This window comes from Bosea sp. RAC05, from assembly GCF_001713455.1.
Taxonomy (GTDB): domain Bacteria; phylum Pseudomonadota; class Alphaproteobacteria; order Rhizobiales; family Beijerinckiaceae; genus Allobosea.
Window position 1 is genome coordinate 4194651 of sequence record NZ_CP016464.1, and the last position, 26975, is coordinate 4221625.

A 26975-nucleotide genomic window follows, 5' to 3' on the forward strand; every position below is an offset into this window, starting at 1 on the left:
GCGACGGTTGCACCACTGGCCCATGCATCGCCGTCTCGTCTTCGAGGAGCCTGTCTCGCGCGCCGCGCTCTGGAGCCGGCGGCTGGCCTGGTTTGCGCTGGCGGTGCTGGTGCTCGCCCTGCTCGTCTTCCGCAGCGGCGAGCCGACGCTGGAAGGTCTCGCACCCGTCGCCGCCGCCTATGGCGTCGCCCTGCTGGCGCTCCTGCTGTCGCTCGTGGCCTTCGCCCGGATCTGGCAGTCCGGCCATCGCGGCGTCGGCATGGCGGCCGGCGCCTTCCTGATGGGCGTGCTGATGCTGGTTCCGGCCGCCTATGTCGTCTTCAGGCTCGTCACCCTGCCGGCGCTGGCCGACATCTCGACCGACATCGACGATCCGCCGGCCTTCAGCCGCTCGCGCGCGGCGCTGGACGCCCGTGCCGGGCGCGTGCCGCCCGACGTTCCCGCCGAGCGGCGCCGCCTGCAGCGCCGGGCCTATCCCAAGACGGTGCCGATCGTGCTCGAGGTACCCGCCGAGACGGCCTTCGACATCGCCCGCCGCGCGGCGCTGGCCCGCGGCTGGCAGGTGCTGGAGGCGACGCGCCCCGGCGGGCGCAGCGGCGCCGGGCGCATCGAGGCGGTCGCCCGCGCGCGCCTGCTGCGCACCGCCGAGGACATCACCATTCGCATCCGCCCGCGCGCCGACGGCAGCCGCATCGACATCCGCTCGGCATCGCGCATCGGCCCCCACGATCTCGGCATCAACGCGGCCCGGATCGCCGCCTTCGCTGAGGAGGTCGAACTGCTGGTCGAATCGCGCTGAGGTTCAGGCCGTGCGGTAGCGGCTGCCGAGCCCCGGCACCGCCTCGTCGCAGGAAACGAGCCCGCGCAGAACGAGATCCTCGAGCTGGGCCAGCACGGAGAGCGCGGCGGCGCCGTGCAAGGCGGGCGGCAGACCCTGATAGATCGGCGGCACCATCGCGGAAATGCGCTCGTCACCGGCCCGCACCCGGCCGAGGATCGCCGACTCGCGCTGCCGCCGGTGCTGCACCAGCCCGCGCAGGAAGCGCTGCGGCTCGGTCACCGGCCCGCCATGGCCCGGCCGGTAGAGCGCATGCTCCATCCCGCGCAGCTTCTCGACCGAGGCCATATAGGCTGCCATCGACCCGTCCGGCGGGGCGACGATGGTGGTCGACCACGCCATGACATGGTCGCCGGAAAACAGCGTTTCCTCCTCGGGCAGCGCGAAGGCGAGATGATTGGCGGTATGGCCGGGCGTTTCGATCGCCAGGAGGCTCCAGCCCGGCCCCGTCACCCCGTCACCCTCCGCCATCAGCCGGTCCGGCGCATGCTCGGAATCCGCGGCGGCGTCGAGGCGGGTGGCCTCGCCCGCGGCAAGATCGCGGAAGGGCCGGTGCGGCCCGCAGCCAACGATCTCCGCCCCCGTCGCCGCCTTCAGCGCCCGCGCACCGGGCGAATGGTCGCGATGGGTGTGCGTCACGACGATATGGCTCACCGTCTCGCCGGAGACCGCAGAAAGCAGCCCCGCCAGATGCGCCGCGTCCTCCGGCCCCGGATCGATAATCGCGACTTTGCCCTGCCCGACGATGTAGCTGCAGGTGCCGGTGAAGGTCATCGGCCCGCCATTGCCGGCGATCAGCCGCCGCACCCGCGGCGAGAGTTGCACCACCTCGCCGGGAGGAGCCGTCGCGCTGCGGTCGAATTCGATGTCGTCGCTCATGCCTGTTTCCGCAGGGCCGCCGGGCAAGCCTGCGCGGGCCGCGCGGCTTGTGGGGCTTTGCCGCATTTTCTATAGACGGAAAAGCCGGCCGCGCAGCGCGGCCATTGCAGACAGGACGACACGCCCATGGCGCAGATGCTTCCCCTCCAGGCTCCGACGCTGGCCCATGCGGCCCTCCCTGCCGTCTCCGGCCCGCGCGCCGCGCTCCTGCGCAACATTGCGCTCGCCGTCGCCGGCAGCCTGCTCCTCGTGCTGGCCGCCAAGATCAAGGTGCCGTTCTGGCCGGTGCCGATGACGCTGCAGACGCTGGTCGTCTTCGGCGTCGGCGCCGCCTTTGGCTCGCGGCTCGGCGCCGCCACCGTGGCGCTCTACATCGCCTATGGCCTCGCCGGCCTGCCGGTCTTCACCAACACCCCGCCGGTCGCCGCCGGCCCGCTCTACCTCGTCGGCCCGACGGGCGGCTTCCTGGTCGGCTTCGTCGCCGCCGCGGCTATCGCCGGCTGGGCCGCCGTTCGCGGCGCCTCGTTGCCGCGCCTCGTCGGCGGCCTCGTCGCCGCCGAGGTGGTGATGATGGCGCTGGGCTTTGGCTGGCTGGCGCTGGGCGCACAGATGGCCGCCGGCACCACCGGCATCGGCTTCGCCAAGGCCTTCGCCTTCGGCGTGCAGCCCTTCATCCTGGGCGATCTGCTGAAGCTGGCGCTGGTCGCCTGCCTCGCCCGCGCCGGCTGGTCGGTCCTGCAGCGCCGCGGCTGAGCGCGCCGCAGCGACGAGATGATCGAGGCCGGGCGCGAGCCCGGCCTTTTTCATGTCCGCCTGATGGGGAGGACGCTCAGCCCTGCGGCGTCGAACTCGTGCAGGTCTTCTGCTCCGGCCCGGTGAAGAAGGGGCCGAGATTGCCGCATTTGTCGCAGCCGGCGAGCAGGGTCGCCAGGCCGAGGATACCGAGGAGCTGGAAAGCGCGCTTCATGATGATGCCCGTGATGCTGTTGCGCGTTTCTAGAGCTTCGTCGGGCAAATGACCATCATCGGAACGACGGTCTCCTCTCTTGCCGCCTCGGCTGTCGACGGCGATGATCCGGGGAGAAGACCTCGCTGGGGGAAGACCATGATCGCGCGCCTCGCCATCGCCATGACGGCCCTCGCGATGGCGCCCGGCCCATCGGCTCTCGCCGAGGATCGGACCGTGCCGGTCCGGTTCCAGCCCGGTGCGACCGCAGCCACCGTCAAGGGCTCGATCCGGGGCGACCGGGGAGTCAACTACACCTTCGAGACGGTCGCCGGGCAGACGCTGCAGATGCTGTTCACGCCGTCGAACCGCTCCTGCACTCTCAACGTCTACGCGCCGGGCGCCGACGAGGCGGTCCATATCGGCTCGGTCGCCGGCAACGCATTCGGGCAGACGGCGACTCAGGCCGGGACCTATCGCGCACAGGTTTCACTGATGAGGAACGCGGCCCGCCGCAACGAGACCTGCCGCCACACGCTGTCGATCGAGATCACCGGCAGGCCGGGCGGGAGCAGTGCCGGCGTCTCGGACGCGAGGCTCCGCGACCGCTGCCGGGCCGAGGCGGCGCCGATGTACGGCGTCAGCCCGCGCCGGATCGAGCTCGCAGCGCGCGTCGGGCCCTCGGCCGAGGGCGGCTTTCAGATCGACGGCACCGTCGACAAGGGCCGCGAGGGCGTCAAGAAGCTGCGCTGTCTCTTCACACGGGAGCGCGGCTTCGACCGCGTGATGGCGATGACGCCGGACGGGCGCTGACGGCCGCCAGGGCCGGCGCCAAAGAAAAAGGCCCCTGAGGGCCTGTCTCCGAACGTCTTGCGATGTCCCGGGAAATTTTGGTCGGAGTGGCAGGATTTGAACCTGCGACCCCCTCGTCCCGAACGAGGTGCTCTACCAGGCTGAGCCACACTCCGATCAACTGGTGGCGGGCTTATAGCCAGCGCCGCGGCGCGGCGCAACAGCCGCGGCGGCATTGCGTGACGAATTATCCGCAGGCCCTCCCCGCGCCTCGGCTCGCGCGGGTCTGGAGCCACCGCCGCAGCCGAGGACGGAGGGCCTCTCGCGACGATCTGGCCGGTTGCGCGCGCCCCCGCCGCGTTCTAGAAGGCGCGGCGCGTTGGGGCGTCGCCAAGCGGTAAGGCAGCGGTTTTTGGTACCGCCATGCGGAGGTTCGAATCCTCCCGCCCCAGCCAGCCTACGCCAACTCTCCGGGATCGGTGGTCGAGATCGCCAGCTGCGGCGTTGCGCCACCACCTTGTGGACGACGAGGGTGCGGCACAGCAGGCTGGCACACAACGGTCGCATCTCACCTGGAACGGCATGGCTCCGGCGCCGCCCGGCGGGCCTCAGCCCGTCGACCGCCACGACCCGCGATCCCTGTTCGCGAGGTTATCTCAGGGTGGGATCGAGCTTGTCGCGCAGCCAGTCGCCGAGGACGGAGACGGCCAGCGTGGTGAACACGATGGTCAGCGCCGGCGCGAGCATGATCCAGGGGGCCCGCGTGATGTATTCGCGGCCATACCCGACCATGTTGCCGAGGCTCGTCATCGGCGGCTGCACGCCGAGCCCGAGGAAGGACAGGCCGCTTTCGAGCAGGATCACCTCGGGGAAGACCAGCGTCATCGAGACGATCAGCGTCGAGGCGATGTTGGGCAGGATGTGGCGCAGATAGACCCGGATCGGCGAGGCGCCGAGTTGCCGGCAGGCCGAGGCGTAGCCCTGTGCGCTGGCGGAGATGGCCAGCCCGCGCGAGATGCGCGCATAGCGCTCCCAGCCGAACAGGCCCATCAGGCCGATCAGCAGCGCCAGCGAATTGCCAAAGAAGGCGAGCACCGACAGGGCCAGGATCAGGAAGGGCATCGAGGCCTGGAAATCGGCCAGCATCAGCACGATCTGCTCGACGAGGCCCCGGAAATACGCCGCGAGGAAGCCCAGCGTCGTCCCCAGCACCGCCGAGATGATCGAGGCTCCGAAGGCAATCAGCAGCGAGATGCGGATCGAGATCAGCAGCCGCGAGAGCACGTCCCGGCCGAGCTCGTCGGTCCCCAGGATATGGGGCAGCGTCCCCGGCGGCACGAGCCGGTTGCGCAGGTTCGGCGCGGTGTAGACGAAGGGGCTGATCAGCGGCGCGACGATGGCGATGACGATCATCGCGACCAGCCAGACGAGCGCGATCTTGGCCGCGAGCGGCATGTCCTGACCCGGCCAGCGCCGGCCGCGCGCCGGCAAGCCCGCGGCGGCGGGAGAGAGCACCTGGTCACTCATGCCGCTTTTCCCACTGTCTGCCGCAGGCGCGGATCGAGGAAGCCGTAGAGAAAGTCGACGATGAGGTTGGACGTGACCATCGTCGCCGCGACCAGCAAGAGGATGCACTGCACCACGGCCAGATCGCGGTTCGCCACCGCGACGACGAGCAGACGGCCGACACCGGGCCAGGAGAACACGCTCTCCACCACTACCGCGCCAGCGATCAGCGTGCCGATCATGAAGCCGATGATGGTCACGGTCGGGATCGCGGCGTTGGGCAGGGCATGGCCGATGATGACGTCGCGCCAGGGCACGCCCTTGGCACTGGCCGTGCGGATGAAGGACTGGCCGAGCACTTCCAGCATGGCGCTGCGGGTGAAGCGCGCCAGCACGGCGCCGCCTCCGATGCCGAGCGTCAGCACGGGCAGGATCGCGTGGCGCCAGCTGTCCTGCCCGCCCGAGGGCAGCCAGCCGAGCTTGACCGCGAAGACCAGAACCAGCGTCAGGCCGAGAACGAAACTGGGGATGGTGAAGCCCGCCACCGAGAGCATCATGACCACGCGGTCGGCCAGGCTGCCGCGATGTAGCGCGGCATAGATGCCAGCGGGAACACCGACGCACAGCTTGATGGCGAGCGCCGGCAGCGTCAGCGCCAGCGTCACGGGGATGCGCTCCACCACCAGTTCGATCGCGGAGCGGCCGTCGCGCATCGAGCGGCCGAGCTCGCCTTGGGCGATCGCCCCGAAATAGTGGAAATACTGCAGCCAGAGTGGATCATCGAGGCCCCAGGCCGCCCGGAAGGCCGCGATCGCCTCGGGCGGCGCCTCGGGCCCGAGGATGATTTGCGCGGGATCGCCCGACAGGCGCAGCACGATGAAGGCGAAGGTCACCACCAGCGCGATGGTGATGGCCGCGCGCCCGAGCCGGATGGCGAAATAGCGCAGCATCACGCGGCCTTGCCGATTGCCGTGCTGGACGGCTCGACCAGATGGCAGGCGACGCGGCGGCCAGAGCCCTGTTCGACGGATCGCAGCACGGGGGCTTCCCGCTTGCAGCGGTCGATGGCGAGCGGACAGCGGGGATGGAAGCTGCAGCCGCCGGGTCGGTTGGCCGGGTTCGGCGGCTCGCCCGTCAGCACGATCCGCGCCTGCCCGCCGGCGCGCCGGGTCACCGGTGCTGCCGAAACGAGGGCGCGCGTATAGGGATGCAGCGGCGCGGCGAACAGATCGTCCGCGTCGCCCTCCTCGACGAAATCGCCGAGATACATCACCGCCACGCGGTTGGAGACCTGTCGCACCACGCGCAGATCATGGCTGATGAACAGCATGGCGAGGCCGAACTCGGCCTGCAGATCGACGAGGAGATTGACCACCTGCGCCTGGATCGACACGTCGAGCGCCGAGACGGGCTCATCGCAGACCAGAAAATCCGGCCTGGTCATCAGGGCGCGTGCCAGCACGACGCGCTGGCGCTGGCCGCCGGACAACTCATGCGGATAGCGGGTCATCTGTTCGGCCGACAGACCGACACGGGCGAGCATCTCCTGCGCCAGCGGAAGGCGCCGGGCCGGTTCGCCGATCCGGTGGATGTCCAGCGGCTCCTGCACCTGCACGATGACCGGCAGGCGGCGGTCGAGCGCGCCGAGCGGGTCCTGGTAGATCATCTGCATGCGCGCGCGCTGCGCCCGCCATTCGGGCGAGCCGAAAGCCGGCATCGGCAGGCCGGCGAAGCGCACCTCCCCTTCGTCCGGGGCCTCGAGGCCGAGCGCCATGCGGCCCATGGTGGACTTGCCGGAGCCGGACTCGCCGACGATGCCGAGCGTCTCGCCGGCAGCGAGGCTGAAACTGACGCGGTTCACCGCGCGAACCTGGGTGATCGCGCCGAACAGGCCCCGCCGCGACCCATAAGTCCGCGACAGATCCGTGGCGGTGAGAAGGGCTTCGCTCATGCCAGCTCGAGCTCGCGCTCGGCGACGGGAGCGCGAACCTCCGGCTCGAACACGCAGGCCACGCGCCGGCCGGTCGCGGCGTGGCGCAGCGCGGGCACCACCTCCCGGCAGATCTCGGCCGCCTGCGTGCAGCGCGGGGCGAAGGCGCAGCCCTTGGGCAGCGCGCGGGGATCGGGCACCACGCCCGGAATGGAGACGAGCTTGCGGCGCGGCCCCCCGAGCGGCGGAAGGGAGTTCAGCAGACCCTGAGCGTAGGGATGCCGGGGCGCGTCGAACAGCTCGGCGGCCGGCGCTTCCTCGACGATGCGGCCCGCATACATCACCGCGACCCTGTCGCAGGTCTCCGCGATGACGCCGAGATCGTGGCTGATCAGCACCAGCGCCATGCCCATCTCGCGCCGCACCGTGTTGATCAGGTCGAGGATCTGCGCCTGGATGGTCACGTCGAGCGCCGTGGTCGGCTCGTCGGCGACCAGGATGTCGGGCTCGCCGGCCAGCGCCATGGCGATCATGACGCGCTGGTTCTGCCCGCCGGAGAACTCGTGCGGATAGGCCGAGAGGCGCCGCTCCGCATCCGGAATCCCGACGAGATCGAACAGCCGCTTGGCCTCGGCCTTGATCGCCCGGCCGGACAGGCCGCGGTGCAGGGACAACGCCTCGCCGATCTGCGTGCCGACCTTGAGCACCGGGTTGAGCGCGCTGGTCGGGTCCTGGAAGATCATGGCGACGCGACCGCCGCGCACCTTGTCGAGCGCAGCGGGGCTCGCGCCCACCAGTTCGAGATCATCGAGCCTGGCGCTGCCGGAGACCCGCGCCTTGCCGGGCAAGAGGCCCAGCGCCGCGAGCCAGGTCACGGACTTGCCCGATCCCGACTCGCCGACGAGGCCGAGCGCCTCGCCCTTGCCGATCGACAGATCGATGCCGTGCAGGACGGTCACGCCATCGAAGCGGACCGTCAGGCCCGACAGGGTGAGACGCGTGGAGGCCATCTGCCGACCCGCCTCAAACATAATTGCCGGGCCGGAAGTCCATGGCGAAGGCCGGCGACGCCTTCCACTGCAAGGCCCTGGGCTTGGCGGTGAAGGTCGCGTTCTGGTGCAGCACCGTATAGGCGGGGTCCTCGCGCTCGCAGATTTCCAGCATGCGGCGGAAGGCGGTGCGGCGGCGGGCCCGGTCGGTCGAGGTCTCCAGCACCTCGCAGAGCTGGTTCATTTCCGTGTTGGTCCACTCGCCGATCTGCTGCTGCTGGCCGTTGGGCCCGTGCTGGTTGACGATCGACGACACCGGGTCGCTGAACGGGGCGGAGTTCGACCAGTCGCGCACCGCACGGCTGTCGTTGCGCTGCATGATCTGCGACCAGTTCTCGACCGAGTTGATCTGCACGTTGAGGCCGACCGAGCGCCACATCTCGATGAGAACCTGCGCGGTGGCATTCTGGTTGGTGTAGTAGTTGTTCAGCAGGCGGTAGGGGATCGGGTCGCCCTTGTAGCCGGCTTGCTTGAGAAGGTCGGCCGCCAGCTTCGGATTGTACTCGGGCACCGTCCAGTCGGCGTGGAACATGTCGCCGTAGTATTCCCACTGCAGGCCGGCCGGCACCTTGGTGCGGCCCGCCCAGAGCGAGTCGACGATGGCCTGCCGGTCGATGGCATGGGTGAAGGCGCGCCGCACCAGCGGGTTCTGCAGCTGGGCGTGGTTCTTGTCGAACACCGTCAGCCGATGATTGAGAATGGTGCCGCCCTGCACCTCGAAGCCGGCGTTCTTCTCGATGTCGCTGATCTGGTCAGGCGGGATGTCGCAGGCGAACTGGTACTGGCCCGAGAGCAGGCCGGCGATACGGCTCGGCACCTCGGGAACCTCGACGAAGCGGATCCGCTTCAGCGGCGGGCGACCGCCCCAGTAGTCGTCATGGGCCTCGAGCGTGAGCGAATTGTCCGGCCGGAACTCGACCACCTTGTAGGGGCCGGTCGTGATCGGCTTGCGGGCCCAGTCGAGATAGCTGGCGGCGTCTTCCCAGCCCTTGCGGCTCATGATGTCGGAGCCGTAGCGCGCCAGGCGGCCCTCCAGCGTCACGTCCGGCGTCGCGTTGTAGAAGCGGACGGTATACTTATCGATGGCGTCGACGCGCAGCAGATCGGGCCAGGCCCGACGCGCCACGGCCGGAATTTCGGCCGGCAGTTCCTTGCCGGGACGCGGCGTCGGGATCGTCTCGAAGGCCTTGATGGTCGAGCGGTTCTTGGCCTCGGTGTTGCCGAACATGCGTTCACGCGAGAACGTAAAGACGACATCCTCGGCCGTCAGTTCGGCACCGTTGTGGAACTTCACGCCCTGTCGCAGCTTGAGTTCGACGGTCTGGTCGTCGATGCGCTTCCACTCGGTGGCGAGGCCGGGGCGCGGCATCAGATTGCCGAGCCAGTCCTTGCCGATCAGCGGCTCCCAGAGCGAGGTGAAGAAGATGCGCTCGCCGACATTGGACTGCTCGCGCAGCACGTCGAGCGTGTTGGAATTGACGATCTTCTGCACCGCGATGGTGATCGAGGGGCGGTTGTCCGACTGGCCGATGGCGAATTGCGGCAGCGCGGATGCACCGAGCGTCGCCGCACCGAACTGAAGGGCCTTGCGTCGCGTGAAAGCGGCCATGACTGTCTCTCCAATGATGAAATGGGCGATTGCGGGCCAACGGGGCCCGCAGGGACCTCAGCCTGGGTCCGCAGCGCCATGGCCTCGGACGCTAGTCACCCAGAGCAACAGCTGGATGACAGGGCGGTGGGGGAGATGCGCCGTTACTGGGCCAGACCCAGCGCGATCAGGTGATCGGCCCCGGCCCTGACGGTGTCCTTGTTGCGGACCTCGAGGATCAGGCGCGGGTTGCTGCTCAGCCGCTCGAGCGCCCTGAAAACGGCGTTCCACCGGATGTTGCCCTCGCCCGGGTTCCAGTGGCGGTCGGCGTAGCCGTCCGTGTCCTGAAGATGGACGTGGTGGAGCATGTCGCCCGCGGCATGGACGAAATAGTCGACCGGCGGGCCGCCGGTCGAGCCATGGGCGTAGTTGGCATGTCCGGTGTCGATCGAGACGCGGACGAACTCGCTGTCGAAGGAGCGGGCGAGATCGACGCGGATATGGGCGTCCTTGTCCTCGATGTTCTCGATGACGAGCACGACGCCCATATCGGCCGCACGCCGGACGGCGTCGCCGATGGACGCATGCGTCAGCTCGATGGTCAGCTGGCGCGCATCCTGATGATCGTCGAGGTTGTTGTAGTCCCAGGTCGTGTAGGGCGAGTGGATCACCATCTGCGTCGCGCCGAGATGGGCACAGACGTCGAGGCCCTGATGCATGCGCTTGTGCACGATGGCCCGCACATCAGGGTCCTTCGAGGCGATGTTGAAGCCCCAGAACGGGCCGTGGATCCCCAGCCGCCCGGTATGGCCGTCGAGAGCCTTTTTGACGTCGTCGGCCAGCGGCCTCCAGTCGCCGTTCAGGACGTCGGCGAGGAAGAAGTCCTGCACCTCGACGTCGCGCTGCTTGTCGAGGATCCAGTCGCGGTGAAGCCGGAGACCGGCGAGCGGGAGCGCGGCGCCGAGGACGGGCAGGGCTTGATGCAGAGACATGAGGAGGGGTCCGGAAAAGGCGGGAAATCGGATCGGGGCCTTGGCAAGGTCCCTGCGGACAGGCGTCGCTGCCTCGGCGGGGACTAAGCCATCCGGCGGTGACGCGCCGATGACAGCCGCGGGCGAAACACAGACGAGAAACCAGTCTGCACGATTCGCATAGTCGGCTACAGATCATTGCCGGACGCCGCGACGGCGAAGGTTCGCGGCCCCCGGCAACCTCGGACAGCCGATCCACGAGGACGGTCTGACCGCCGGCCCGCGACAGGGGCCCGCGGCCGCGTGTCAGCGCGGGGGTGTCAGCCGCTCAAGCCGGCTCTGCGCTGTGCCTTCGCAGGGGCCGCGGCGGCATGTTGGTGGTGGTGCCCCCGACATCGGTCCAGCGCGAGGTGTCCTGCGCGATCATCATCCGGGGCTCGACGAGGTCGTGGCGAATCTTGCCGCCATCCAAGGTCCAGACCAGATAGCCCGGTCGCGACCAGCGCCGCCATTTGCGCCATTGGCGTTCGAAGTGGACCATCGCCGTCGGCGGCGCCCAGACGATGCCCATGCCCTGATAGCGGATTCGGCGATAGACGTGCAGATGCCCGCAGGCGATCACCTTGACGCCGGCATCGCGACAGGTCTCGAGCAGGGCCCGCCGCGCCGGATGAGGCACGCAGGAGGTGGTCGGGCGCTCGTCCTTCGCGTCCGTCTCGAAGGGCGGCATGTGCATGAAGACCATGGCCTGGCGCGGCCCGCGCGAGGCGAGCTGATCGCGCAGGAACGCAAGCTGGGCCGCCTCCTCCGCCAGGCCCGACGCCATCAGGGCGCTGTCGAGCCCGATGAGCCGCCAGCGGCCGAGATCGTGGCTCCACCACATCGGGCCGACCGTCGTCGTCCAGGCTTCCATGCGCGCCGCATCGATCGGCTGGTCGAGCCGCGAGAAGGGCGGGGCCTCACCGATGTCGTGGTTGCCCGCCAGCGTCAGCACGGGCGCCGGCAGCCGGTCGAGCTGCGCCTTGGCGAAGGCGAGATCAGCCGGCCTCACCGGACCGTTGAATGAGATGTCGCCGGTATGGACGATCAGATCCGGCTGCAGCGCCTGCATCTCGTTGACGAAGACATCGAAGTTGTCGATGAAATAGGCATGGGTTTCCGACAGATGCGTGTCCGAAACCTGGACAACGCGAAGCGGGCGGTCGGCGCCTTGGGCTGTGGTCATTTCAGGCGAAGCTCAGATTGTCGGCGCGCAGGTCCATGAAGAAGAAGCTGTAGGGCGTCCACCTGACCTTCTTCTTCACGCCATAGGTCTCCAACGGCTGGTACAGGATCGTGCCGGGGCAGGCATCTTCATAGGCGTCGAGCATCTGGGCAAAAAGCGCCTTGCGCCTGGCGGGGTCGGTCTCGCCGAGCAGGGCGCGACCGGCGGCGTTGAAGGGGGCTGCATCCACCTCGGCGAAGGCCTTGGTCGTCTGGAAGGCCGAGGCCGGGCCCCAGCTCGGCCAGATCGCGCCGAGCGGATCCGGGAAGCGGGTCGAGTTCGAGGTGTTGCCGACCTGCTGCCCGGCCCCCTGCATCTGGGCGAAGTTCTCGACCACCTGGAGACGCGCGTCGATGCCGACGGCCTTCCACATCTCGACGATGATCTGGGCGGCGTCGAGCGCGCCGGTGTAGTAGTTCGGCATCGTGCGGTAGGTGATCGGCTCGCCCTTGTAGCCGGCTTCGCGCAGCAGCGCGCGGGCCCGCTCGGGGTTGAAGGGCAGACCGCGCCCTTCGAGGAACATGTCGCCATATTCGGGATAGTTGTGGGAGGGCGGGATCACCGCCTTGCCCAGCCACAGCGCGTCGACCAGCTTCTGCCGGTCGATGGCGACCGCGAGCGCCTGCCGGATGCGCTTGTCCGAGGTGCCGGGGCTGCGCGCATCGAAGGTCAGCAGATGGCTGTTGGCCAGCACGACCGAGCGCGCCTCGACATCCTTGTAGCTCGACATGACCTGGATCTGGTCCGGCGGCACATTGGTGATGAGGTCGAATTCACCCGAAACGAGGCCGGCGATGCGCGCGGACAGCTCCGGGACTTCGCGGAAGGTCACGCGCCGCGCGTTCGGCCGGCCCATCCAGTAGCCGTCGAAAGCCTCGAACTCCATGAACTCGTTGGCCCGCATGCGCGAGAAGCGGAAGGGGCCGGTCCCCACAGGGTTCTTGCCGAAGCCGTCGAGGCCGACCTGCTCATAATGGCGCTTGTTGACGATCCAGGAGCACCAGGAGGCCAGCCGCTGCTCCATCAGCACATCGGGCGCGGCAGTCTTGAAACGGACGGTGTGCCGGTCGATCGCCTCGACCGCCTCGAGCGTGCCGAAGAACGGCCGGCCACCCGGGATTTCGGCCTTGTCGCCCCACAGGCGCCCGTTGCGGAAGGTGTAGGCGACGTCCTCGGCGGTCATCTCGTCGCCGTTGTGGAATTTCACGTCGGGCCGGAACTTGACGACCAGCGAACGCGGATTCTCCCGCTCCCAGGACTGCGCGAGATGCGGCACCAGTTTGGAGCCGCCTCCCCCCGGCTGGCTCTTGAAGTCGCGCCGGATCACCGTGTCGAAGACGGAATAGGTGACGCGCGTGCCGACATTGTTCAGCTCCATCGCCGGCTCGAGAACCTTGGGCAGCTCGGCGACGGCGACCGTCAGCGCCGGGCGCCGGTCGGTCTGGGCGAAGGCATGGGGGGTGGTGACGACGAACGGTGCGGCAACGGCGCCCTGAACGAAACGACGGCGATTGAGCGACATGGCAAGGGTTCCCGGAGAGCGGTGGCGGAGGGCTATGCGACGCACGCGACAGGCCCGTGACAGGCCGGGGGCAGCGCGCCGGGTCAGGCGGCTCCGTCGAGCGTCGGGTCCAGCCGGTCGCGCAGCCAGTCCCCGAACAGGCTGACCGACAGGGTCGTGAGGAAGATCACGAGGCCGGGGCAGACCGCGATCCACCAGGCCTGCAGGAGGTAGTTCCGGCCCGCGCCCAGCATCTGCCCGAGAGACGTGCCGGGCGGCTGCACGCCGAGACCCAGGAAGGACAGCGTGGTCTCCAGCAGGATCACCCAGGGAAAGGTGATCGTCATCTGCACCACCAGCGAGGCGGCGATGTTCGGAAGGACGTGTTTGAGGTTGACGCGGTTGGCCGTCGCCCCCAGCGCCTTCACCGCCCGCACATAGAGGGCCGCCTGCTCCGAGATCACGAGCCCGCGCACGAGTCGGGTGTAGCGCTCCCAGCCCTCGAGACTGACCAGCACGACGAAGATGAGCAGGTTCGACCCGACGAGCGCGATGAAGGCGATGGCGATGAAGAAGGCCGGCAGGGCGGCCTGGACATCCACCATCATCATGATCACGTCGTCGAGCCAGCCTCTGCGGCGGGCCGCGACATAGCCGAGCACCGTGCCGATCGCCGCCCCGATCAGCGTTCCCGCCAGGGCGATCGCGATCGAGGTCCGGATGCCGTAGATCAGGCGGCTGAGGATATCGCGCCCGAGATGGTCCGTGCCGAGCACATAGGCCCACTCACCGCCCCAGAACACCGGCGGGCGCAGGCGGCGCGCGAGGTTCTGCGTAGCGAAATCATAGGGCGCGATCACCGGCGCCAGCAGCGACACCACGACCATCAGCAGCAGGAACCCGAGGGCGAGCCGGATGCTGAGCGGCATGCCGCCGGAGAACCGCGCATGGGCACCGCCCGACACGGCGCCGCCGGCCAGGGGCTCGGCGGCACTCACGACGGGCGCCCCTCTGCGCCGAGCACGTCGACCCGCGGGTCGATCAGGGCGTGGATGATATCGACGGCCAGGTTCGAGACGATGATGACGGCGGCGACGAACAGGATCGCAGTCTGGATCACTGCGAGATCGCGCGCGCCTGCCGACGAGACCAGCAGGCGGCCGACGCCCGGCCAGGCGAAGATCGTCTCGGTCACGGCCGCACCCGCGAACAGCAGCCCCGTCTCGATCCCGAGGAACATCAGCAGCGGCACCGCCGCGTTGGGAAAGACGTGGCGCAGCAGCACCGGCAGTCGGGGCACGCCCTTGGCGCGCGCCGTCCGCACGAAGCTCTGGCCGAGCGCCTCGAGCATCGCCGTGCGGGTGAAGCGCGCGATCTTGCCGAGCAGCCCGGCCGCGAGCGTCAGCGTCGGCATGACCAGATGCCACCAGGTGTCCGTGCCCGAGGAGGGCAGCCAGCGCAACGTCAGGGCAAACAGCAGGATCAGCAGGATGCCGAAGAAGAAGGTCGGGATCGAAAAGCCCAATACGGCGATGGACATGACGATCCGGTCCAGCGCCGAGTTGTGTTTCAGCGCGGCCAGCATCCCCAGCGGAATGCCGATGATCAGCGCCAGGCACAGCGCCGCTGCGGCCAGGAGGAGCGTGTTGGGAATGGCCTCGGCCACGACGACGACCGCCGCACGGCCATCGGCGAACGACACCCCGAGATCGCCGCGCGTCACGGCGAGCAGGAAGCGGGCGTACTGCTCGACGATCGGCCGGTCGATGCCCCAGCGCTCGCGATAATCCGCCTTGACCTCGGGCGGCGTGTCGTCGGGCAGCAGCATGTCGGTCGGGTCGCCGGCCAGCCGCAGGACGACGAACACGGCGGTGACGCAGATCGCGAGCGTCAGAAGCGCTCGCATCATGCGCCGGGCGATGAAGTTCAGCATGCCGTTGCCATTCCCAGAGGCCACCAACACCCGGGAGTGGGGGGCGCCGTCTCGCCGCCGCCATGAGATGCGCCGGCAAGAAGGCGGGTCTGCTACTGCTCTCAGGTGTCAGCGGCGTGACAGCAGGTGGGCCTTTGCCCGAGACCGACCGGACGCGCGGCCATGGCGAAGGCGCCCCAGACGGTGACGCGGATCGTCGGCCTGGCCAGGCCGGCACGCCCAACGCGCGATGTCAGCGGCCTCTCGACCATCGCTCCCGCCGCAAGCCGCGCTTCAGCACGGTGAGGTATCCAGCGCCTGGAGGCGTCAGAGCCCGCCACAGGCCGGGTCGAGCGACCCCGTCGGCGCTCAGCCGGGCCCGCTCGGGACGGGCCCCTCGGCGACGGCCCAGAGATCGTCGGCCGCTTCGCTGCGTCTGCCAGCCGATCGGAACAGCCGGATCTCGACCGGGATGTCGTAGCGGTCCGATCCGGCACGGACGAGGCGGCCACGATCCAGATCCTCGGCCGCGAGCGTCAGCGGCAACCACGCGACGCCATGCCCGTCGCGCGCCATCGTCGCCAGCGTCGCGGCGAGATGGGATGTCAGGCCGGTCACGGTGGTGCCGATCTCAAGCCCGCCGCAGGCCGCGATGATCCGCCCCAGACCCGAGGCCTGGCTATAGCCGAGATAGGGGGTCGGCTGCGCGGCCGCGCCGGGCAGGGTCCATCTCGGCCCCCCGCTTTCGGTCGGCGCGCAGAGCGGCACGAGCACGTCGTCGCCGACGCGCAGGCTGGGAAAACGGTCCGCCGCAAACGGCGGGGCCATGGCCTCGTGGACATGGCAGAGCAGGAACTGGACCTCGCCCGAAAGCATCAGCTGCTCGCACGCCGCCATGCTGTCCGAGATCAGGTTGATCGTGCCGAGCGCCTGCGACTGCATCACCCGCCGGATCCAGCCCGGGAAAAAGGTGAAGGACAGGGCATGGGTCGCGGCGATCGCGAGCGCGGTGGTCCTTCGGTCGCCGACAGCGCGCGTTTCGCGTCGCGCCCGATCGAGAAGGGCCAGCAGATCCCGGACATGCGGCTGGAAATGCGCGCCGGCCGCCGTCAGGCGCGCGCCCTGCGGTCCCCGCTCGAACAGGGCCGTGCCGATCCATTCCTCCAGCGCGCGAATCCTGCGGCTGAAGGCGGGTTGCGTGATGTTGCGGGCGTCGGCGGCCCGCGAGAAGCTTCGGTGCTCCGCCAAGGCCTGGAAATCCGACAGCCAATCGTAGTCCATCCCGATGCCGTTCGCGCATGGCCAAAACCGAACTTGGCATTGGTCGAAGCAACACGTCCAGCTCTAAGCACGGACCTTAGCGGGAACAGACCCGTCGCACAGCGCAGGGCGATGCCGAAACGGCATGCCGACACCAGGGAGGAAAGCGATGCGGATCGTCGATGTCTGCGAGGTCACCAAGCCGATCGCCTCGCCCATCCGCAACGCCTATATCGACTTCTCGAAGATGACGGCGAGCCTCGTCGCCGTCGTCACCGATGTCGTCAGGGACGGCCGGCGGGTCGTCGGCTACGGCTTCAACTCCAATGGCCGCTACGGACAGGGCGGCCTGATCCGCGAGCGCTTCCGCGACCGGCTGCTCCAGGCGGAGCCGAAGAGCGTCCTCAACGAAGCTGGCGACAATCTCTGCCCGCACAAGCTCTGGGCGGCGATGATGGTCAACGAGAAGCCGGGCGGCCATGGCGAACGCTCCGTGGCGGTCGGAACGCTGGACATGGCGATCTGGGACGCGACGGCGAAGATCGCCGGCAAGCCGCTGTTCCGGATGCTGGCGCAGCAGAAGGGCCGCGAGGCGGACCCACGGGTCTTCGTCTATGCCGCCGGCGGCTATTACTATCCCGGCAAGGACGATGCCCAGCTGCGGGCCGAGATGCGCAGCTATCTCGACCGCGGCTACACGGTCGTGAAGATGAAGATCGGCGGCGCCTCGATCGGCGAGGACCAGCGCCGGATCGAGGCGGTTCTCGACGAGATCGGCTCCCAGGCGAGGCTCGCAGTCGATGCCAATGGCCGCTTCGATCTGAAGACCGGCATCGCCTATGCCGAGATGCTGCGCCAGTACCCGCTGTTCTGGTACGAGGAGGTCGGCGATCCCCTCGACTACGCGCTCCAGGCGGCGCTGTCGGAGTTCTACCCGGCACCGATGGCGACGGGAGAAAACCTGTTCTCGCATCAGGATGCCCGGAACCTGCTTCGCTACGGGGGCATGCGGCCCGACCGCGACTATCTCCAGTTCGACTGCGCGCTGTCCTACGGGCTCGTCGAATATCTGCGCACGCTCGATGTGCTCGCCCAGTTCGGCTGGTCGCCCGCGCGCTGCATCCCGCATGGCGGCCACCAGATGTCGCTCAACATCGCGGCGGGTCTCGGATTGGGCGGCAACGAGAGCTATCCGGACCTGTTCCAGCCCTATGGTGGGTTTCCCGACGGTGTCAGGGTCGAAGACGGCCACATCGTCATGCCCGAGCTGCCGGGCATCGGCTTCGAGGGCAAGGGCGACCTGATCAAGGTGATGCGCGAGCTCGCCGAATAGATCGCGCCAGCGCCAGGCGCTGGCGCGGTTTCGACGCGCGGCGAACCGCACCACGGGTTCCATCGCGATGAAGGGCCTGGTGCGGGGCGTCGGCATGGTCCGCTCTTCGGCCGGGTCTCGTCCTCGGCTGGCCAATAGCGGCCGCGCCGCTCGACCCCCGGTAACCATGCCGAGCACGCACCGGGGCCGTCTCTTGACCTTACCCCTTGGGAAGCTTCATTTCTTCCCGCACCTCCCGAATCGGCGCCACGACGTGAACGCATTGGACATCCCGGCCAGGCTGCTGAAGGCGATCGCCCTGATCGTCCTGTTGTCGCTCGCCTGGGCGGTGCCGGCGAATGCGCATGCCGGTCACGGCGCGGCGCCCAGGACCGTTGCGCCGGCGGCCGAGCCCCGGCCGCACGATGCGCGCGCACCGATCGCCGCCGCTCCACGCGCAGCCGAGGCGGCAACCCATTGCGACCCGGCGGCGACCGGCACGCCGGTGCAGACGGGCTGTCCGCCGGATGAAGGTTCGCAGGGCCGCAGCTGCTGCGGCACGATCTGCACCGTCGCCGCAATCGAGCACGACGTCGCGTCGCTTCTGCTGCGGACCCCTCACCGGATCCGGCTCGACACGGCGCCCGAGCGCGCTTCTCCGGTCCGGGAGCCGGGCCTGCAGGCGAGACCTCCACGAACCATCGACATCGCTTGAGCGTTGGCCGGCTGTCCAGCCGCGCCGCCGGATGGGCATGCCGATCGTGATGGGTTCGTTTCATGTTTTCGTTCGTCCGCAGCCTCGCACGCTGCCTCGTCGCGCCTGTGGCGCTGGCTTCCCTCCTGTCCGTTGCCCCGCTCGCGGCCCATGAGGGCCACGACCATGGCGCCCCGCCCGCGCCTGTCGCCACGGCGGGCTCGCCGCGGGTGGCGCTGCATTCCGACGCCTATGAACTCGTCGGCATCCTGCGCGGCGACCGGCTGACGCTGTTCCTGGACCGCTATGCCGGCAACGCCCCCGTCACCGATGCCGGCATCGTCGTGACGATCGGCACCGGGGCGGATGTTGAGGCGAGACCGACGCCGGAGGGGACCTACGTCGTGGCCTCGGACCGGCTCGTCGGCGCAGGACCGCTGGAACTCGTCTTCGCCATCACCCATCCCGGCGGCGACGACCTCCTGATCGGAACGCTGGACCGCCCGGCCGCCACCACCCCGGCGGCCGGCGCTCCGGCGGCATCGGGCCACGCCTCCGCGCGGGCTGCGAGCGTCGTCATCGCGGGCCGGCCGGTGCCGGTCCTGTACCTAGCGATGGGCGCGGCGCTGGCCGTGGGGCTCCTGCTCGGCGCCACACTCCGCCGCTCGCGCCCGGCCCTGTCCATGACCGGCCTCGTCCTCGTGCTGCTGATCGGGGGAACGGGCCTGGCGAGCGCCCATGAAGGCCATGATCATGGTGAGGCGGCCAAGGTGGCACCGCCCGCCGGCGATACCCCCCGCCGTCTCGCGGACGGCTCGGTCTTCGCGCCGAAGCCGACGCAGCGGCTGCTGGAGATCCGCACCCAGGTCACCAAGACCGAGGAAGCGCGCAAGACCCTGGCCCTGGTCGGCCGCGTGATCGCCGATCCCAACCGCTCAGGCCAGGTCCAGAGCATCACCGGCGGCCGGATCGTCGCACCCGAGAGCGGCCTGCCGCGGCTGGGCCAGATCGTCCGGCGCGGCGAGATCCTGGCCACCGTCGAGCAGGCCGTGCCGCAGGCCGACCGCACCACCATCGCCGAGCGCGTCGGCGAGATCGAGCAGCAGATCGCCATGGTCGAGGCGAAGCTGAAGCGCTCGCGCAGCCTGGCCGAGCGCGCCATCGCGCCGCAAAGCCAGGTCATCGATTTCGAGATCGAGCTCGCCGGGCTGATGCGGCGGCGCGAGATCGTCGGGCGCATCCGGATCGAGCCCGAACTGCTGCGCGCGCCGCTCGACGGCGTGGTCTCCGCAGTGCGGGTCGTGGCGGGTCAGGTCGTCGGCTCGCAGGACGTCCTGTTCCAGATCGTCGACCCCGCGGGCCTGTGGATCGAGGCCCTGTCCTATGGCGATGTCGATCTCTCGCAGCTCGACGGCGCCTCGGCGCTGCTGCCCGGCGGCAAGCCGCTCAACCTGTCCTTCCGGGGCACCGGGCGGGCGCTGCAGCAGCAGGCGACGCTGGTGCACTTCGCCGTCGAGGACCCGCCCGCCACGGTTGCGATCGGCCAGCCCGTCCGGGTGACGGCTCGCAACGGCGCCAGCGTCAGCGGCATCATCCTGCCGCGCGACGCCGTCGTGCGCGGCGGCAATGGCGAGGCCCTGGTCTGGCGACATACCGATCCCGAGCGCTTCGAGCCCAGGCGAGTCCGCACCGAACCGTTCGACGCGACAAGGCTGGTGATCCGCGCCGGCGTCGCCCCGGGCGAACGCATCGTCGTGCGCGGCGCCGAACATCTCAACCAGATCCGCTGAGACGAGGGCGCGATGTTCAACCTCCTCGTCTCGGCCAGCCTGCGCAACCGGCTCTTCGTCATCGCCGCCGCGCTCGTGCTCATGGCCTATGGCAGCTATGTGCTGCCGCGCGTTCCCGTGGACGTCTTCCCCGATCTCAACCGCCCGACCGTCACGCTGATGACCGAAGCCGAGGGGCTCGCCCCGCAGGAGGTCGAGCAGCTCGTCACCTATCCCCTGGAAACGGCGATGAACGGCATGCCCGGCGTGCTGCGCGTGCGCTCCGTCTCGGGCGTCGGACTCTCGATCACCTATGTCGAGTTCGACTGGGGCACCGACATCTACCGGTCGCGCCAGCTCGTCGCCGAGCGGCTGTCGCTGGTGCGCGAGCAGTTGCCGCGTGGCGTCAACCCGCAGATGGGCCCGGTCTCCTCGATCATGGGCGAGATCATGCTGGTCGCGGTGACGGCCGACCGGGCCTCCCCGATGGAGGTCCGCGAGATCGCCGACTTCATCATCCGGCCGCAGATCCTGAACATCGCCGGCGTCTCGCAGGTCATCCCGATGGGGGGCGAGGTCCGCCAGTACCGGATCACGCCCGATATCGCGGCCATGCAGGCACTCGACGTCACGCCCGAGCAGATCGAGGCGGCGGTCACCCGCTTCGGCACCAACACCGGCGGCGGCTTCATCGACCAGCAGGGTCGCGAATACCTGATCCGCAATGTCGGGCTGACGCAGCGGCTGGAGGATCTGCGCAACACCGTCGTGATGCAGCGACAGGGCCAGCCGATCCTGCTGCACCAGGTCGCGGGCGTCGATTTCGCGGCCCGGGTCAAGCGCGGCGACGCCGGCTACCAGGGCCGGCCGGCCGTGATCATCGGCATCCAGAAACAGCCGGAAGCCGACACCGTGGCGCTGACGCGCCAGGTCGAGACCGCACTGGCCGAGATCCAGAAGACCCTGCCCGCCGGCATCTCCGCGACGAATGTCCAGTTCCGGCAGGCGAGCTTCATCGAGACCTCGATCGCCAATGTCGAGCGCGTGCTGCTGGAGGCGGCCGGCGTCGTCGCCGTCATCCTGCTGCTCTTCCTGATGAATGTCCGCGCGACCCTGATCTCGCTGACGGCGATCCCGGTCTCGATCCTGACGACGGTGCTGGTCTTCCAGGCCTTCGGCCTGACCATCAACACGATGACGCTGGGCGGGCTCGCCATCGCGATCGGCGAACTGGTCGACGATGCCGTCGTGGATGTGGAGAACATCCTGCGGCGGCTGAAGCAGAACCGGGAGAGCGCCGCGCCCAGGCCCGTGCTGGCGGTCATCGCGGCGGCCTCGCAGGAGGTCCGGTCGGGCATCGTCTACGCCACCGCGATCATCATCCTCGTCTTCATCCCGCTCTTTGCGCTGTCGGGCATCGAGGGGCGGCTCTTCGCGCCGCTCGGCATTGCCTACATCGTCTCGATCCTGGCCTCGCTGATCGTCTCGATCACGCTGACCCCGGTGATGGCCTATTACCTGTTGTCGCGCGCTCCCAGCGGCCATGAGCGCGACTCCTTCGTCGTGCGCCATCTCAAGCGGGGCAATGCGGCACTGCTGCGCTTCGCCTTCGAAACCCGCGCGCTGCTCGTCACCGTCGTCGGCATCGGCGTGGCGCTGGCCGTCTATGGCGCGACGCTCTTGCCGCGGACCTTCCTGCCGCCCTTCAACGAGGGCACGCTGGTGGTCTCGCTCCAATACAACCCGGGCATCTCGCTGGCCGAGAGCCACCGCCTCGGGCTCCTCGCCGAACAGCTCGTCCTCAGGGTCCCCGAGGTGAAGTCGATCGGCCGCCGCACCGGCCGCGCCGAGCTCGACGAGCACGCCGAGGGCGTCCATTCCTCGGAGGTCGACATCGATCTCCACCGTTCGGAGCGGCCCAAGGAGGCGGTCCACGCCGATATCCGCGCAGCGCTGAGCGTCCTGCCGGTCTCGGTCAACATCGGCCAGCCGATCAGCCACCGGCTCGACCACATGCTCTCGGGCGTGCGCGCCCAGATCGCGCTCAAGGTCTATGGCGAGGACCTCGACACCATCCGCAGCCTCGCCGAGACGCTGCGCGAGCGCCTCGCCTCCGTGCCTGGCCTCGTCGATCTCCAGATCGAGCGGCAGGTCCGCATCCCGCAGCTGCGCATCGACGTCGACCACGACAAGGCCGCGCTCTACGGCCTGACGCCGGCCAGCGTCACCCAGGCGCTGGAGACGCTCTCCAACGGCCGCACCGTCTCGCAGATCGTCGACGGCAACCGCCGCTACGATGTCGTGCTGCGGCTGTCGGACCAGGACCGCTCGACGACCGGGCTCGAGGACCTGCTGATCGCGACGCCCGGTGGCCACCTGCCCTTGCGCCTGATCGCCTCGGTCTCCGAGACGGACGGCCCCAACCAGATCCAGCGCGAGAACGGCCAGCGTCGCATCGCGGTCTACGGCAATGGTGACGGCCAGCGCGACATGGCGGCGATCATCGCCGACATCCGCGGGGTCGTCGCGCAGACGCCGCTGCCGCAGGGCTATGTCACCCGCATGGAGGGCACCTTCCAGGCGCAGGAGGAGGCGACGCTGCGGATCGGGCTGCTCAGCCTGGTGTCGCTGGCGCTGATCTTCGTGGTGCTGTTCACCCGCTACCAGTCGGCGGTGCTGGCGCTGATCATCATGGGCAACATCCCGCTCGCGCTGATCGGCAGCGTCGTGGCGCTGCACCTCGCGGGACAGCCGCTCTCGGTCGCCTCGATGGTCGGCTTCATCACGCTCGCCGGCATCTCGGCCCGCAACGGCATCCTCAAGGTCTCGCACTACATCAATCTGACCCTCTACGAGGGCGAGCGCTTCGGGCGCGAGCTCGTCATCCGCGGCAGCCTGGAGCGGCTGACGCCCGTGCTGATGACGGCGCTCTCGGCGGGGCTCGCGCTGATCCCGCTGCTCTACGGCGCCGACCAGCCCGGGCGCGAGATCCTGCACCCGGTCGCGGTCACGATCTTCGGCGGTCTGATCTCGGCGACGATCATCGACACGGTGCTGACGCCCGTCCTGTTCCTGACCTTCGGCCGAAAGCCGCTCGAGCGCATCATCGCCAGCCGCATGGCGAGCGATGGCAGCCCATCGGCCCAGGAAGCGTTCTGAAACACAATAGGAGACCAGCCATGCTTAGCCGCATCACCGCCCTCATTGTCCTCGGCCTCGTCACGACCGCCTCCGCGCACGAACTGGCGAAAGGCCCCAATGGCGGCCCGCTCGTCGACGTCGCCGGGCGCCATGTCGAGATGGTCGCGAAAGGCACCGAGCTCGTCCTCTACCTGACGGACGCCGTCGACAAGCCCCTGGCCTCGGCGGGCACGAAGGCGGCGCGCGCCATCGTCCAGGACGCCGGCAAGACCACGACGGTGGCGCTGAGCCCCGTCGAGCCCAACAAGCTGGTCGGAATGCTCGCGCAGCCGCTGGGCGTGGGCGCGCGCATCGTCATCTCCGCCACGCTCGCGGATGGCCAGGCCCTGCAGGCGCGCTTCACCAACAACTGAGCCGGTCCCAATTCGCTGCAGCGCAATGCGCTGGCTGTGTTAGCCTGTGCGCCTTGTCCTCGACGATCGACGGGTTGCAGACTCATGACGCTGATGGATGGCCTGGGCCTGGCGGGCTTCGTCATCGCCTGTGTGGTGGCGGCGAGTTCGGGTGCGATCTTCAAGCCCGGCGCCTGGTATGAGGGGCTGGCGAAGCCCTGGTGGCGGCCGCCGAACTGGCTGTTCCCGCCGGCCTGGACGCTGCTCTACTGCATGATCGCAGCATCCGGCTGGCTGGTCTGGCGCAAGGCGGGCTTCAGTGGCGCCGCCCTGCCGCTGGCCGTCTACGGCATCCAGCTCGTCCTGAACGCGATGTGGTCGGGCGTGTTCTTCGGCCTGCGCCGGATGGACCTCGCCTTCGTTAACGTGTCGGCACTATGGGTCTCGATCGCGGCGCTGATCGCCCTGTTTTCGCCGATCGATTCGCTCGCGGCCTGGCTGCTGGTGCCCTATCTCGCCTGGGTCAGCTTCGCGGCGTTCCTGAACTACACCGTCTGGCGGATGAACCCCAACGCCCCGGCCTGACGGCGCCCTTCGTCAGGCGCCGACATATTTGAAATGGGCGCCGACGCTCCGGTAGGAGGCTTCCAGCACATCGACGCCGCCGGCGAGCCGCAGCGCCTCGGCGGTCACCAGACCGAGCGCGACCGCCTCCCGGCCCGGGCGATCGTCGCTGGCGGTGATGCGCTGGGATCCGTCATGGGCGGTGATCTGCGCATGCAGGAACAGCCGGTCGCCCTGCCAGGTCGCGCTCGCGCCCACCGGCAGGCTGCAGCCAGCGCCGAGCGCATGCAGCAGCGCCCGCTCGCAATCGACCTCCGCGCGCGCCTTAGGGTCCTCGATGTCCTTGAGCATGGCCAGGATCGTCGGGTTGTCGTCCCGCGCCTGCACGCCGAGCGCGCCCTGCCCAATGGCGTAGGGAAACAGGATCGGGTCGAGCAGCTCCGAGGTCGCGCCTTCGAGGCCGAGCCGCTGCAGCCCGGCCTGCGCCAGGATGACCGCGTCCAACCCGTCATCGCCGTTGATCTTGGCCAGACGCGGTCCGACATTGCCGCGGATCGGCACGACCTCGACATCCGGCCGCAGGCTCAGGATCTGCGAGCGCCGCCGCAGCGAGCCGGTGCCGACGCGCGCTCCTTCACGCAGATCGGCCAGCGTCGAGCCGCAGAGCACGTCGCGCGGATCGACCCGCTCGGGCACCGCCGCCAGCACCAGCCCCTCGCGCAGCGTCGTCGGCAGGTCCTTCAGCGAATGCACGACGATGTCGACCTCGCCCGAGGTGAGCTGGTCCTCGTGCTCGGTCGAGAACACGCCGATGATGCCGAACTGGTGGAACTCGGAGACGCGGTCCTTGTCGGCGATCGTCGCGATCGGATGCAGCGAGAACTCGGTGTCGGGATGCTTCGCCTTGATCAGCGAGGCGATGTAGTTCGTCTGCGCGATGGCGAGGGGGCTGCGGCGCGTACCGATTTTCAGAAGCATGGACGAATGACCTAAGCCTGGGCCCGAAGGGCGCCCTCGTGAACGATCGAAGTCTCTATCAGCCGAGCAAGTCGCCGAGGCAACGTCAACTGCTTTCCCGTCCCGGACAGCCCCGTCATCGCGCCACCAGCGGGAAGGTCGCAGCGATCGCCCAGGCGAAGGCGAAGGCGTTGGCGATGCCGGCCATGAAGGGATGGCCAGAGCGCCGGAACGCCCAGGCGCTGAACAGCCCGTAGACGAGAAAGAACAGCACGATCACCGGGACGATGATCAACAGGAAGAACAGCCGCTGGAAATCGAGCGCGACCGCCAGGCCGAGCGAGACCAGGAAGGCGAGCTTCGAGACGAGGAACGCGCCGCGCGCCGCCCCCTCCCCGCGCGTCAGCCATTCATCGGCGAGGAAATAGATCAGCGTGCCGGCCAGTGTCGCGGCAAACAGCGGCAGGCGATGGCCTGCAGGCACGAACGCCGTCACGAAACTGTGGACCGGCCAGACCAGGGCGACGAGAGCGAACAGCATCAGCGCCAGCGTCCCGGCCGCCAGCCGGCCGCGCGACACGGTCGAACGCGGGCGGTCGCGCCCGCGCTGGCGAAACGCGATGCAGAGCGCCGTGAGGGCGCCATAGGCGGCGAAATGCACGGCGAGATAGTCGCCGACGATGACCGGCAGGAAATTCGTCGGCACGAAGCGCAGCAGGATCGGCGTCAGCAGCGCCGGCAGAACCAGCGGCAGCGCAATCCGCCGCCAGCCCAGCCCCGCCCCGACTGGCGGCGAGGCCACCCGCGGCAGCAGCGCCGAGAGCGGCCAGGCCAGCAGGACGACGCCGGCGAGCAGGAGCAGGATCCAGACGCCGCGGCCGTCGAGATCGGGGGCCCTCGTCGCGGACCGGCCGAAGCTGGCATCGAGCCAGGCCAGCGCCTCGCGCAGGCTCGCCTCGTTGTAGAGCACGCCGACATGCTCCGCCCGGGGGCTGACGGCGGCGCGCCTGGCGGTGCCCCCTGCGATATCGCCATAGGTGACGCCCGGCTCGGGCGAGGCCGGCGCCGAGACCAGCGCGACCGCGCGCAGTGCCTCGCGTCGTAAGCCACCCTCCCATTCCCCGGCAATGACCAGCAGGTTGCGTGGGCTCGTCGCCGTGAGGGCGGGCGAGAACATCGAGACCGCCACCGTCGCCCCGACATCGGCCCGGCTCTGGACGACGCGCACGATGATGTCGGTCGCCATCGAATGGCCGAGCAGAGCGAGCCGCCCGTCGCCCAGCCCTTTGGCCCTGTCGACGACGCGCGCGGTCTCGTCCACAAGCCGGCGCGTCGCACCGTCTTCCCGGGAGATGCTGCCCGAAAGCGGCATCGGATTGGCGCCATGGCCGGCAAAGTCGAAGGTCACGGCGATATAGCCGGCGCGCGCCAGCGTGACGGCGAAGGGCTGCATCAACTGCTGCGAGCCGGCGAAACCATGCGCGATCACGACGACCGGGGCTGTCGCCATGCGCTCGACCGGGCGGAACACCGTCATCGGCGTGCCCTCCGCCGTCATCGTCTCGGTGGTGACGCCGCGCCGCGCATCCTGCAACTGCGACAGGGCGACACCGATCGCGACGACGGCGAGGCCTCCGAGCAGAAGCCGGATCCATCCCAGGGCAGGCCGGCCCGGCTCGCGCCCCGTCATGCCGCGCGCGAACCCATCGC

General features: G+C 69.3%; 24 protein-coding genes and 2 tRNA genes. 10 read left to right on the forward strand and 16 right to left on the reverse strand.

Going from position 1 to position 26975, the window contains the following annotated elements; translation table 11 throughout:
- Positions 1-22 precede the first annotated feature (22 nt).
- The gene (locus tag BSY19_RS23375; RefSeq protein WP_069056252.1) at positions 23-799 is read left to right on the forward strand and encodes a DUF1499 domain-containing protein; all 777 of its coding nucleotides are present in this window, start codon (positions 23-25) and stop codon (positions 797-799) included.
- A gap of 3 nt (positions 800-802) precedes the next feature.
- On the opposite strand, the gene BSY19_RS23380 is transcribed toward BSY19_RS23375, so the two are convergent.
- Positions 803-1717 carry an MBL fold metallo-hydrolase gene (locus BSY19_RS23380; protein ID WP_069056253.1) on the reverse strand — a complete coding sequence of 305 codons (915 nt, stop codon included), beginning with the start codon at positions 1715-1717 and terminating at the stop codon, positions 803-805.
- Between the two features lie 126 nt (positions 1718-1843).
- Between BSY19_RS23380 and BSY19_RS23385 the strand changes: the two genes are divergently transcribed.
- On the forward strand, positions 1844-2470 hold the full coding sequence (locus BSY19_RS23385; RefSeq protein WP_069056254.1) for a biotin transporter BioY: 627 nt from the start codon (positions 1844-1846) through the stop codon (positions 2468-2470).
- Between the two features lie 76 nt (positions 2471-2546).
- Here BSY19_RS23385 and BSY19_RS28080 read toward each other — a convergent pair whose 3' ends face one another.
- Positions 2547-2684 (reverse strand): hypothetical protein, encoded by a 138-nt coding sequence (locus BSY19_RS28080; protein WP_171905198.1) that lies wholly within the window; start codon positions 2682-2684, stop codon positions 2547-2549.
- A gap of 138 nt (positions 2685-2822) precedes the next feature.
- On the opposite strand from BSY19_RS28080, the gene BSY19_RS23395 reads away from it, so the two are divergent.
- Positions 2823-3476: a hypothetical protein gene (locus tag BSY19_RS23395; RefSeq protein ID WP_069056256.1), complete on the forward strand. Its 654-nt coding sequence runs from the start codon at positions 2823-2825 to the stop codon at positions 3474-3476.
- Between the two features lie 78 nt (positions 3477-3554).
- On the opposite strand, the gene BSY19_RS23400 is transcribed toward BSY19_RS23395, so the two are convergent.
- Positions 3555-3631 (reverse strand) — tRNA-Pro (locus tag BSY19_RS23400).
- Positions 3632-3835: 204 nt separating this feature from the next.
- Between BSY19_RS23400 and BSY19_RS23405 the strand changes: the two genes are divergently transcribed.
- Positions 3836-3910 (forward strand) — tRNA-Gln (locus tag BSY19_RS23405).
- Positions 3911-4106: 196 nt separating this feature from the next.
- Here the strand turns inward: BSY19_RS23405 and BSY19_RS23410 are convergent.
- The 11 genes from BSY19_RS23410 to BSY19_RS23460 form a co-directional block, all read right to left on the reverse strand.
- On the reverse strand, positions 4107-4910 hold the full coding sequence (locus BSY19_RS23410) for an ABC transporter permease (RefSeq protein WP_236840600.1): 804 nt from the start codon (positions 4908-4910) through the stop codon (positions 4107-4109).
- 68 nt (positions 4911-4978) lie between these two features.
- Complete coding sequence (locus BSY19_RS23415; protein WP_069056258.1) at positions 4979-5911, reverse strand: ABC transporter permease; 933 nt, start codon at positions 5909-5911, stop codon at positions 4979-4981.
- On the reverse strand, positions 5911-6912 hold the full coding sequence (locus BSY19_RS23420; RefSeq protein WP_069056259.1) for an ABC transporter ATP-binding protein: 1002 nt from the start codon (positions 6910-6912) through the stop codon (positions 5911-5913). The genes BSY19_RS23415 and BSY19_RS23420 overlap by 1 nt, the downstream gene beginning before the upstream one ends.
- The gene (locus BSY19_RS23425) at positions 6909-7901 is read right to left on the reverse strand and encodes an ABC transporter ATP-binding protein (protein ID WP_069056260.1); all 993 of its coding nucleotides are present in this window, start codon (positions 7899-7901) and stop codon (positions 6909-6911) included. Before BSY19_RS23425 ends, BSY19_RS23420 begins: the two co-directional genes overlap by 4 nt.
- A 13-nt stretch (positions 7902-7914) precedes the next feature.
- Positions 7915-9549, reverse strand: a complete 1635-nt coding sequence (locus BSY19_RS23430; RefSeq protein WP_069056261.1) for an ABC transporter substrate-binding protein — start codon at positions 9547-9549, stop codon at positions 7915-7917.
- Positions 9550-9692: 143 nt separating this feature from the next.
- Positions 9693-10520 (reverse strand): sugar phosphate isomerase/epimerase family protein, encoded by an 828-nt coding sequence (locus BSY19_RS23435; RefSeq protein ID WP_069056262.1) that lies wholly within the window; start codon positions 10518-10520, stop codon positions 9693-9695.
- Between the two features lie 307 nt (positions 10521-10827).
- Complete coding sequence (locus tag BSY19_RS23440) at positions 10828-11724, reverse strand: metallophosphoesterase family protein (protein ID WP_069056263.1); 897 nt, start codon at positions 11722-11724, stop codon at positions 10828-10830.
- A gap of 1 nt (position 11725) precedes the next feature.
- Positions 11726-13285 (reverse strand): ABC transporter substrate-binding protein, encoded by a 1560-nt coding sequence (locus BSY19_RS23445; protein ID WP_069056264.1) that lies wholly within the window; start codon positions 13283-13285, stop codon positions 11726-11728.
- Between the two features lie 83 nt (positions 13286-13368).
- A complete protein-coding gene (locus BSY19_RS23450; RefSeq protein WP_236840438.1) occupies positions 13369-14262 on the reverse strand; it encodes an ABC transporter permease in 894 nt (297 codons plus the stop codon).
- Complete coding sequence (locus BSY19_RS23455) at positions 14259-15197, reverse strand: ABC transporter permease (RefSeq protein WP_069056265.1); 939 nt, start codon at positions 15195-15197, stop codon at positions 14259-14261. Before BSY19_RS23455 ends, BSY19_RS23450 begins: the two co-directional genes overlap by 4 nt.
- 348 nt (positions 15198-15545) lie before the next feature.
- Positions 15546-16457, reverse strand: a complete 912-nt coding sequence (locus tag BSY19_RS23460; RefSeq protein ID WP_069056266.1) for a LysR family transcriptional regulator — start codon at positions 16455-16457, stop codon at positions 15546-15548.
- Positions 16458-16605: 148 nt separating this feature from the next.
- Between BSY19_RS23460 and BSY19_RS23465 the strand changes: the two genes are divergently transcribed.
- The 6 genes from BSY19_RS23465 (at position 16606) to BSY19_RS23490 (ending at position 24329) form a co-directional block, all read left to right on the forward strand.
- Positions 16606-17769, forward strand: coding sequence for a mandelate racemase/muconate lactonizing enzyme family protein (locus BSY19_RS23465; RefSeq protein ID WP_069056267.1), 1164 nt, complete (start codon positions 16606-16608; stop codon positions 17767-17769).
- Between the two features lie 166 nt (positions 17770-17935).
- Positions 17936-18463, forward strand: coding sequence for a hypothetical protein (locus tag BSY19_RS23470; protein WP_150129710.1), 528 nt, complete (start codon positions 17936-17938; stop codon positions 18461-18463).
- A 62-nt stretch (positions 18464-18525) separates the two neighbouring features.
- Positions 18526-20232: an efflux RND transporter periplasmic adaptor subunit gene (locus BSY19_RS23475; protein ID WP_069056269.1), complete on the forward strand. Its 1707-nt coding sequence runs from the start codon at positions 18526-18528 to the stop codon at positions 20230-20232.
- 12 nt (positions 20233-20244) lie between these two features.
- Complete coding sequence (locus BSY19_RS23480) at positions 20245-23370, forward strand: efflux RND transporter permease subunit (protein WP_069056270.1); 3126 nt, start codon at positions 20245-20247, stop codon at positions 23368-23370.
- 20 nt (positions 23371-23390) lie between these two features.
- Positions 23391-23765 (forward strand): hypothetical protein, encoded by a 375-nt coding sequence (locus tag BSY19_RS23485; protein WP_069056271.1) that lies wholly within the window; start codon positions 23391-23393, stop codon positions 23763-23765.
- An 84-nt stretch (positions 23766-23849) separates the two neighbouring features.
- Complete coding sequence (locus tag BSY19_RS23490; protein WP_069056272.1) at positions 23850-24329, forward strand: TspO/MBR family protein; 480 nt, start codon at positions 23850-23852, stop codon at positions 24327-24329.
- A 12-nt stretch (positions 24330-24341) separates the two neighbouring features.
- Here BSY19_RS23490 and hemC read toward each other — a convergent pair whose 3' ends face one another.
- A complete protein-coding gene (gene hemC / locus BSY19_RS23495; RefSeq protein ID WP_069056273.1) occupies positions 24342-25286 on the reverse strand; it encodes a hydroxymethylbilane synthase in 945 nt (314 codons plus the stop codon).
- A 115-nt stretch (positions 25287-25401) separates the two neighbouring features.
- Positions 25402-26955: an alpha/beta fold hydrolase gene (locus tag BSY19_RS23500; protein ID WP_069056274.1), complete on the reverse strand. Its 1554-nt coding sequence runs from the start codon at positions 26953-26955 to the stop codon at positions 25402-25404.
- Positions 26956-26975 lie beyond the last annotated feature (20 nt).

Coding starts and splice junctions, on each gene's coding strand:
- BSY19_RS23420 (WP_069056259.1), bottom strand. CDS start 6,912: ATGAGCGAAGCCCTTCTCACCGCCACGGATCTGTCGCGGACTTATGGG.
- hemC (WP_069056273.1), bottom strand. CDS start 25,286: ATGCTTCTGAAAATCGGTACGCGCCGCAGCCCCCTCGCCATCGCGCAG.
- BSY19_RS23470 (WP_150129710.1), top strand. CDS start 17,936: ATGCCGAGCACGCACCGGGGCCGTCTCTTGACCTTACCCCTTGGGAAG.
- BSY19_RS23485 (WP_069056271.1), top strand. CDS start 23,391: ATGCTTAGCCGCATCACCGCCCTCATTGTCCTCGGCCTCGTCACGACC.
- BSY19_RS23425 (WP_069056260.1), bottom strand. CDS start 7,901: ATGGCCTCCACGCGTCTCACCCTGTCGGGCCTGACGGTCCGCTTCGAT.
- BSY19_RS23385 (WP_069056254.1), top strand. CDS start 1,844: ATGGCGCAGATGCTTCCCCTCCAGGCTCCGACGCTGGCCCATGCGGCC.
- BSY19_RS23445 (WP_069056264.1), bottom strand. CDS start 13,285: ATGTCGCTCAATCGCCGTCGTTTCGTTCAGGGCGCCGTTGCCGCACCG.
- BSY19_RS23465 (WP_069056267.1), top strand. CDS start 16,606: ATGCGGATCGTCGATGTCTGCGAGGTCACCAAGCCGATCGCCTCGCCC.
- BSY19_RS23490 (WP_069056272.1), top strand. CDS start 23,850: ATGACGCTGATGGATGGCCTGGGCCTGGCGGGCTTCGTCATCGCCTGT.
- BSY19_RS23460 (WP_069056266.1), bottom strand. CDS start 16,457: ATGGACTACGATTGGCTGTCGGATTTCCAGGCCTTGGCGGAGCACCGA.
- BSY19_RS23380 (WP_069056253.1), bottom strand. CDS start 1,717: ATGAGCGACGACATCGAATTCGACCGCAGCGCGACGGCTCCTCCCGGC.
- BSY19_RS23435 (WP_069056262.1), bottom strand. CDS start 10,520: ATGTCTCTGCATCAAGCCCTGCCCGTCCTCGGCGCCGCGCTCCCGCTC.
- BSY19_RS23430 (WP_069056261.1), bottom strand. CDS start 9,549: ATGGCCGCTTTCACGCGACGCAAGGCCCTTCAGTTCGGTGCGGCGACG.
- BSY19_RS23415 (WP_069056258.1), bottom strand. CDS start 5,911: ATGCTGCGCTATTTCGCCATCCGGCTCGGGCGCGCGGCCATCACCATC.
- BSY19_RS23440 (WP_069056263.1), bottom strand. CDS start 11,724: ATGACCACAGCCCAAGGCGCCGACCGCCCGCTTCGCGTTGTCCAGGTT.
- BSY19_RS23410 (WP_236840600.1), bottom strand. CDS start 4,910: ATGCCGCTCGCGGCCAAGATCGCGCTCGTCTGGCTGGTCGCGATGATC.
- BSY19_RS23375 (WP_069056252.1), top strand. CDS start 23: ATGCATCGCCGTCTCGTCTTCGAGGAGCCTGTCTCGCGCGCCGCGCTC.
- BSY19_RS23500 (WP_069056274.1), bottom strand. CDS start 26,955: ATGACGGGGCGCGAGCCGGGCCGGCCTGCCCTGGGATGGATCCGGCTT.
- BSY19_RS23475 (WP_069056269.1), top strand. CDS start 18,526: ATGTTTTCGTTCGTCCGCAGCCTCGCACGCTGCCTCGTCGCGCCTGTG.
- BSY19_RS23395 (WP_069056256.1), top strand. CDS start 2,823: ATGATCGCGCGCCTCGCCATCGCCATGACGGCCCTCGCGATGGCGCCC.
- BSY19_RS23455 (WP_069056265.1), bottom strand. CDS start 15,197: ATGCTGAACTTCATCGCCCGGCGCATGATGCGAGCGCTTCTGACGCTC.
- BSY19_RS28080 (WP_171905198.1), bottom strand. CDS start 2,684: ATGAAGCGCGCTTTCCAGCTCCTCGGTATCCTCGGCCTGGCGACCCTG.
- BSY19_RS23480 (WP_069056270.1), top strand. CDS start 20,245: ATGTTCAACCTCCTCGTCTCGGCCAGCCTGCGCAACCGGCTCTTCGTC.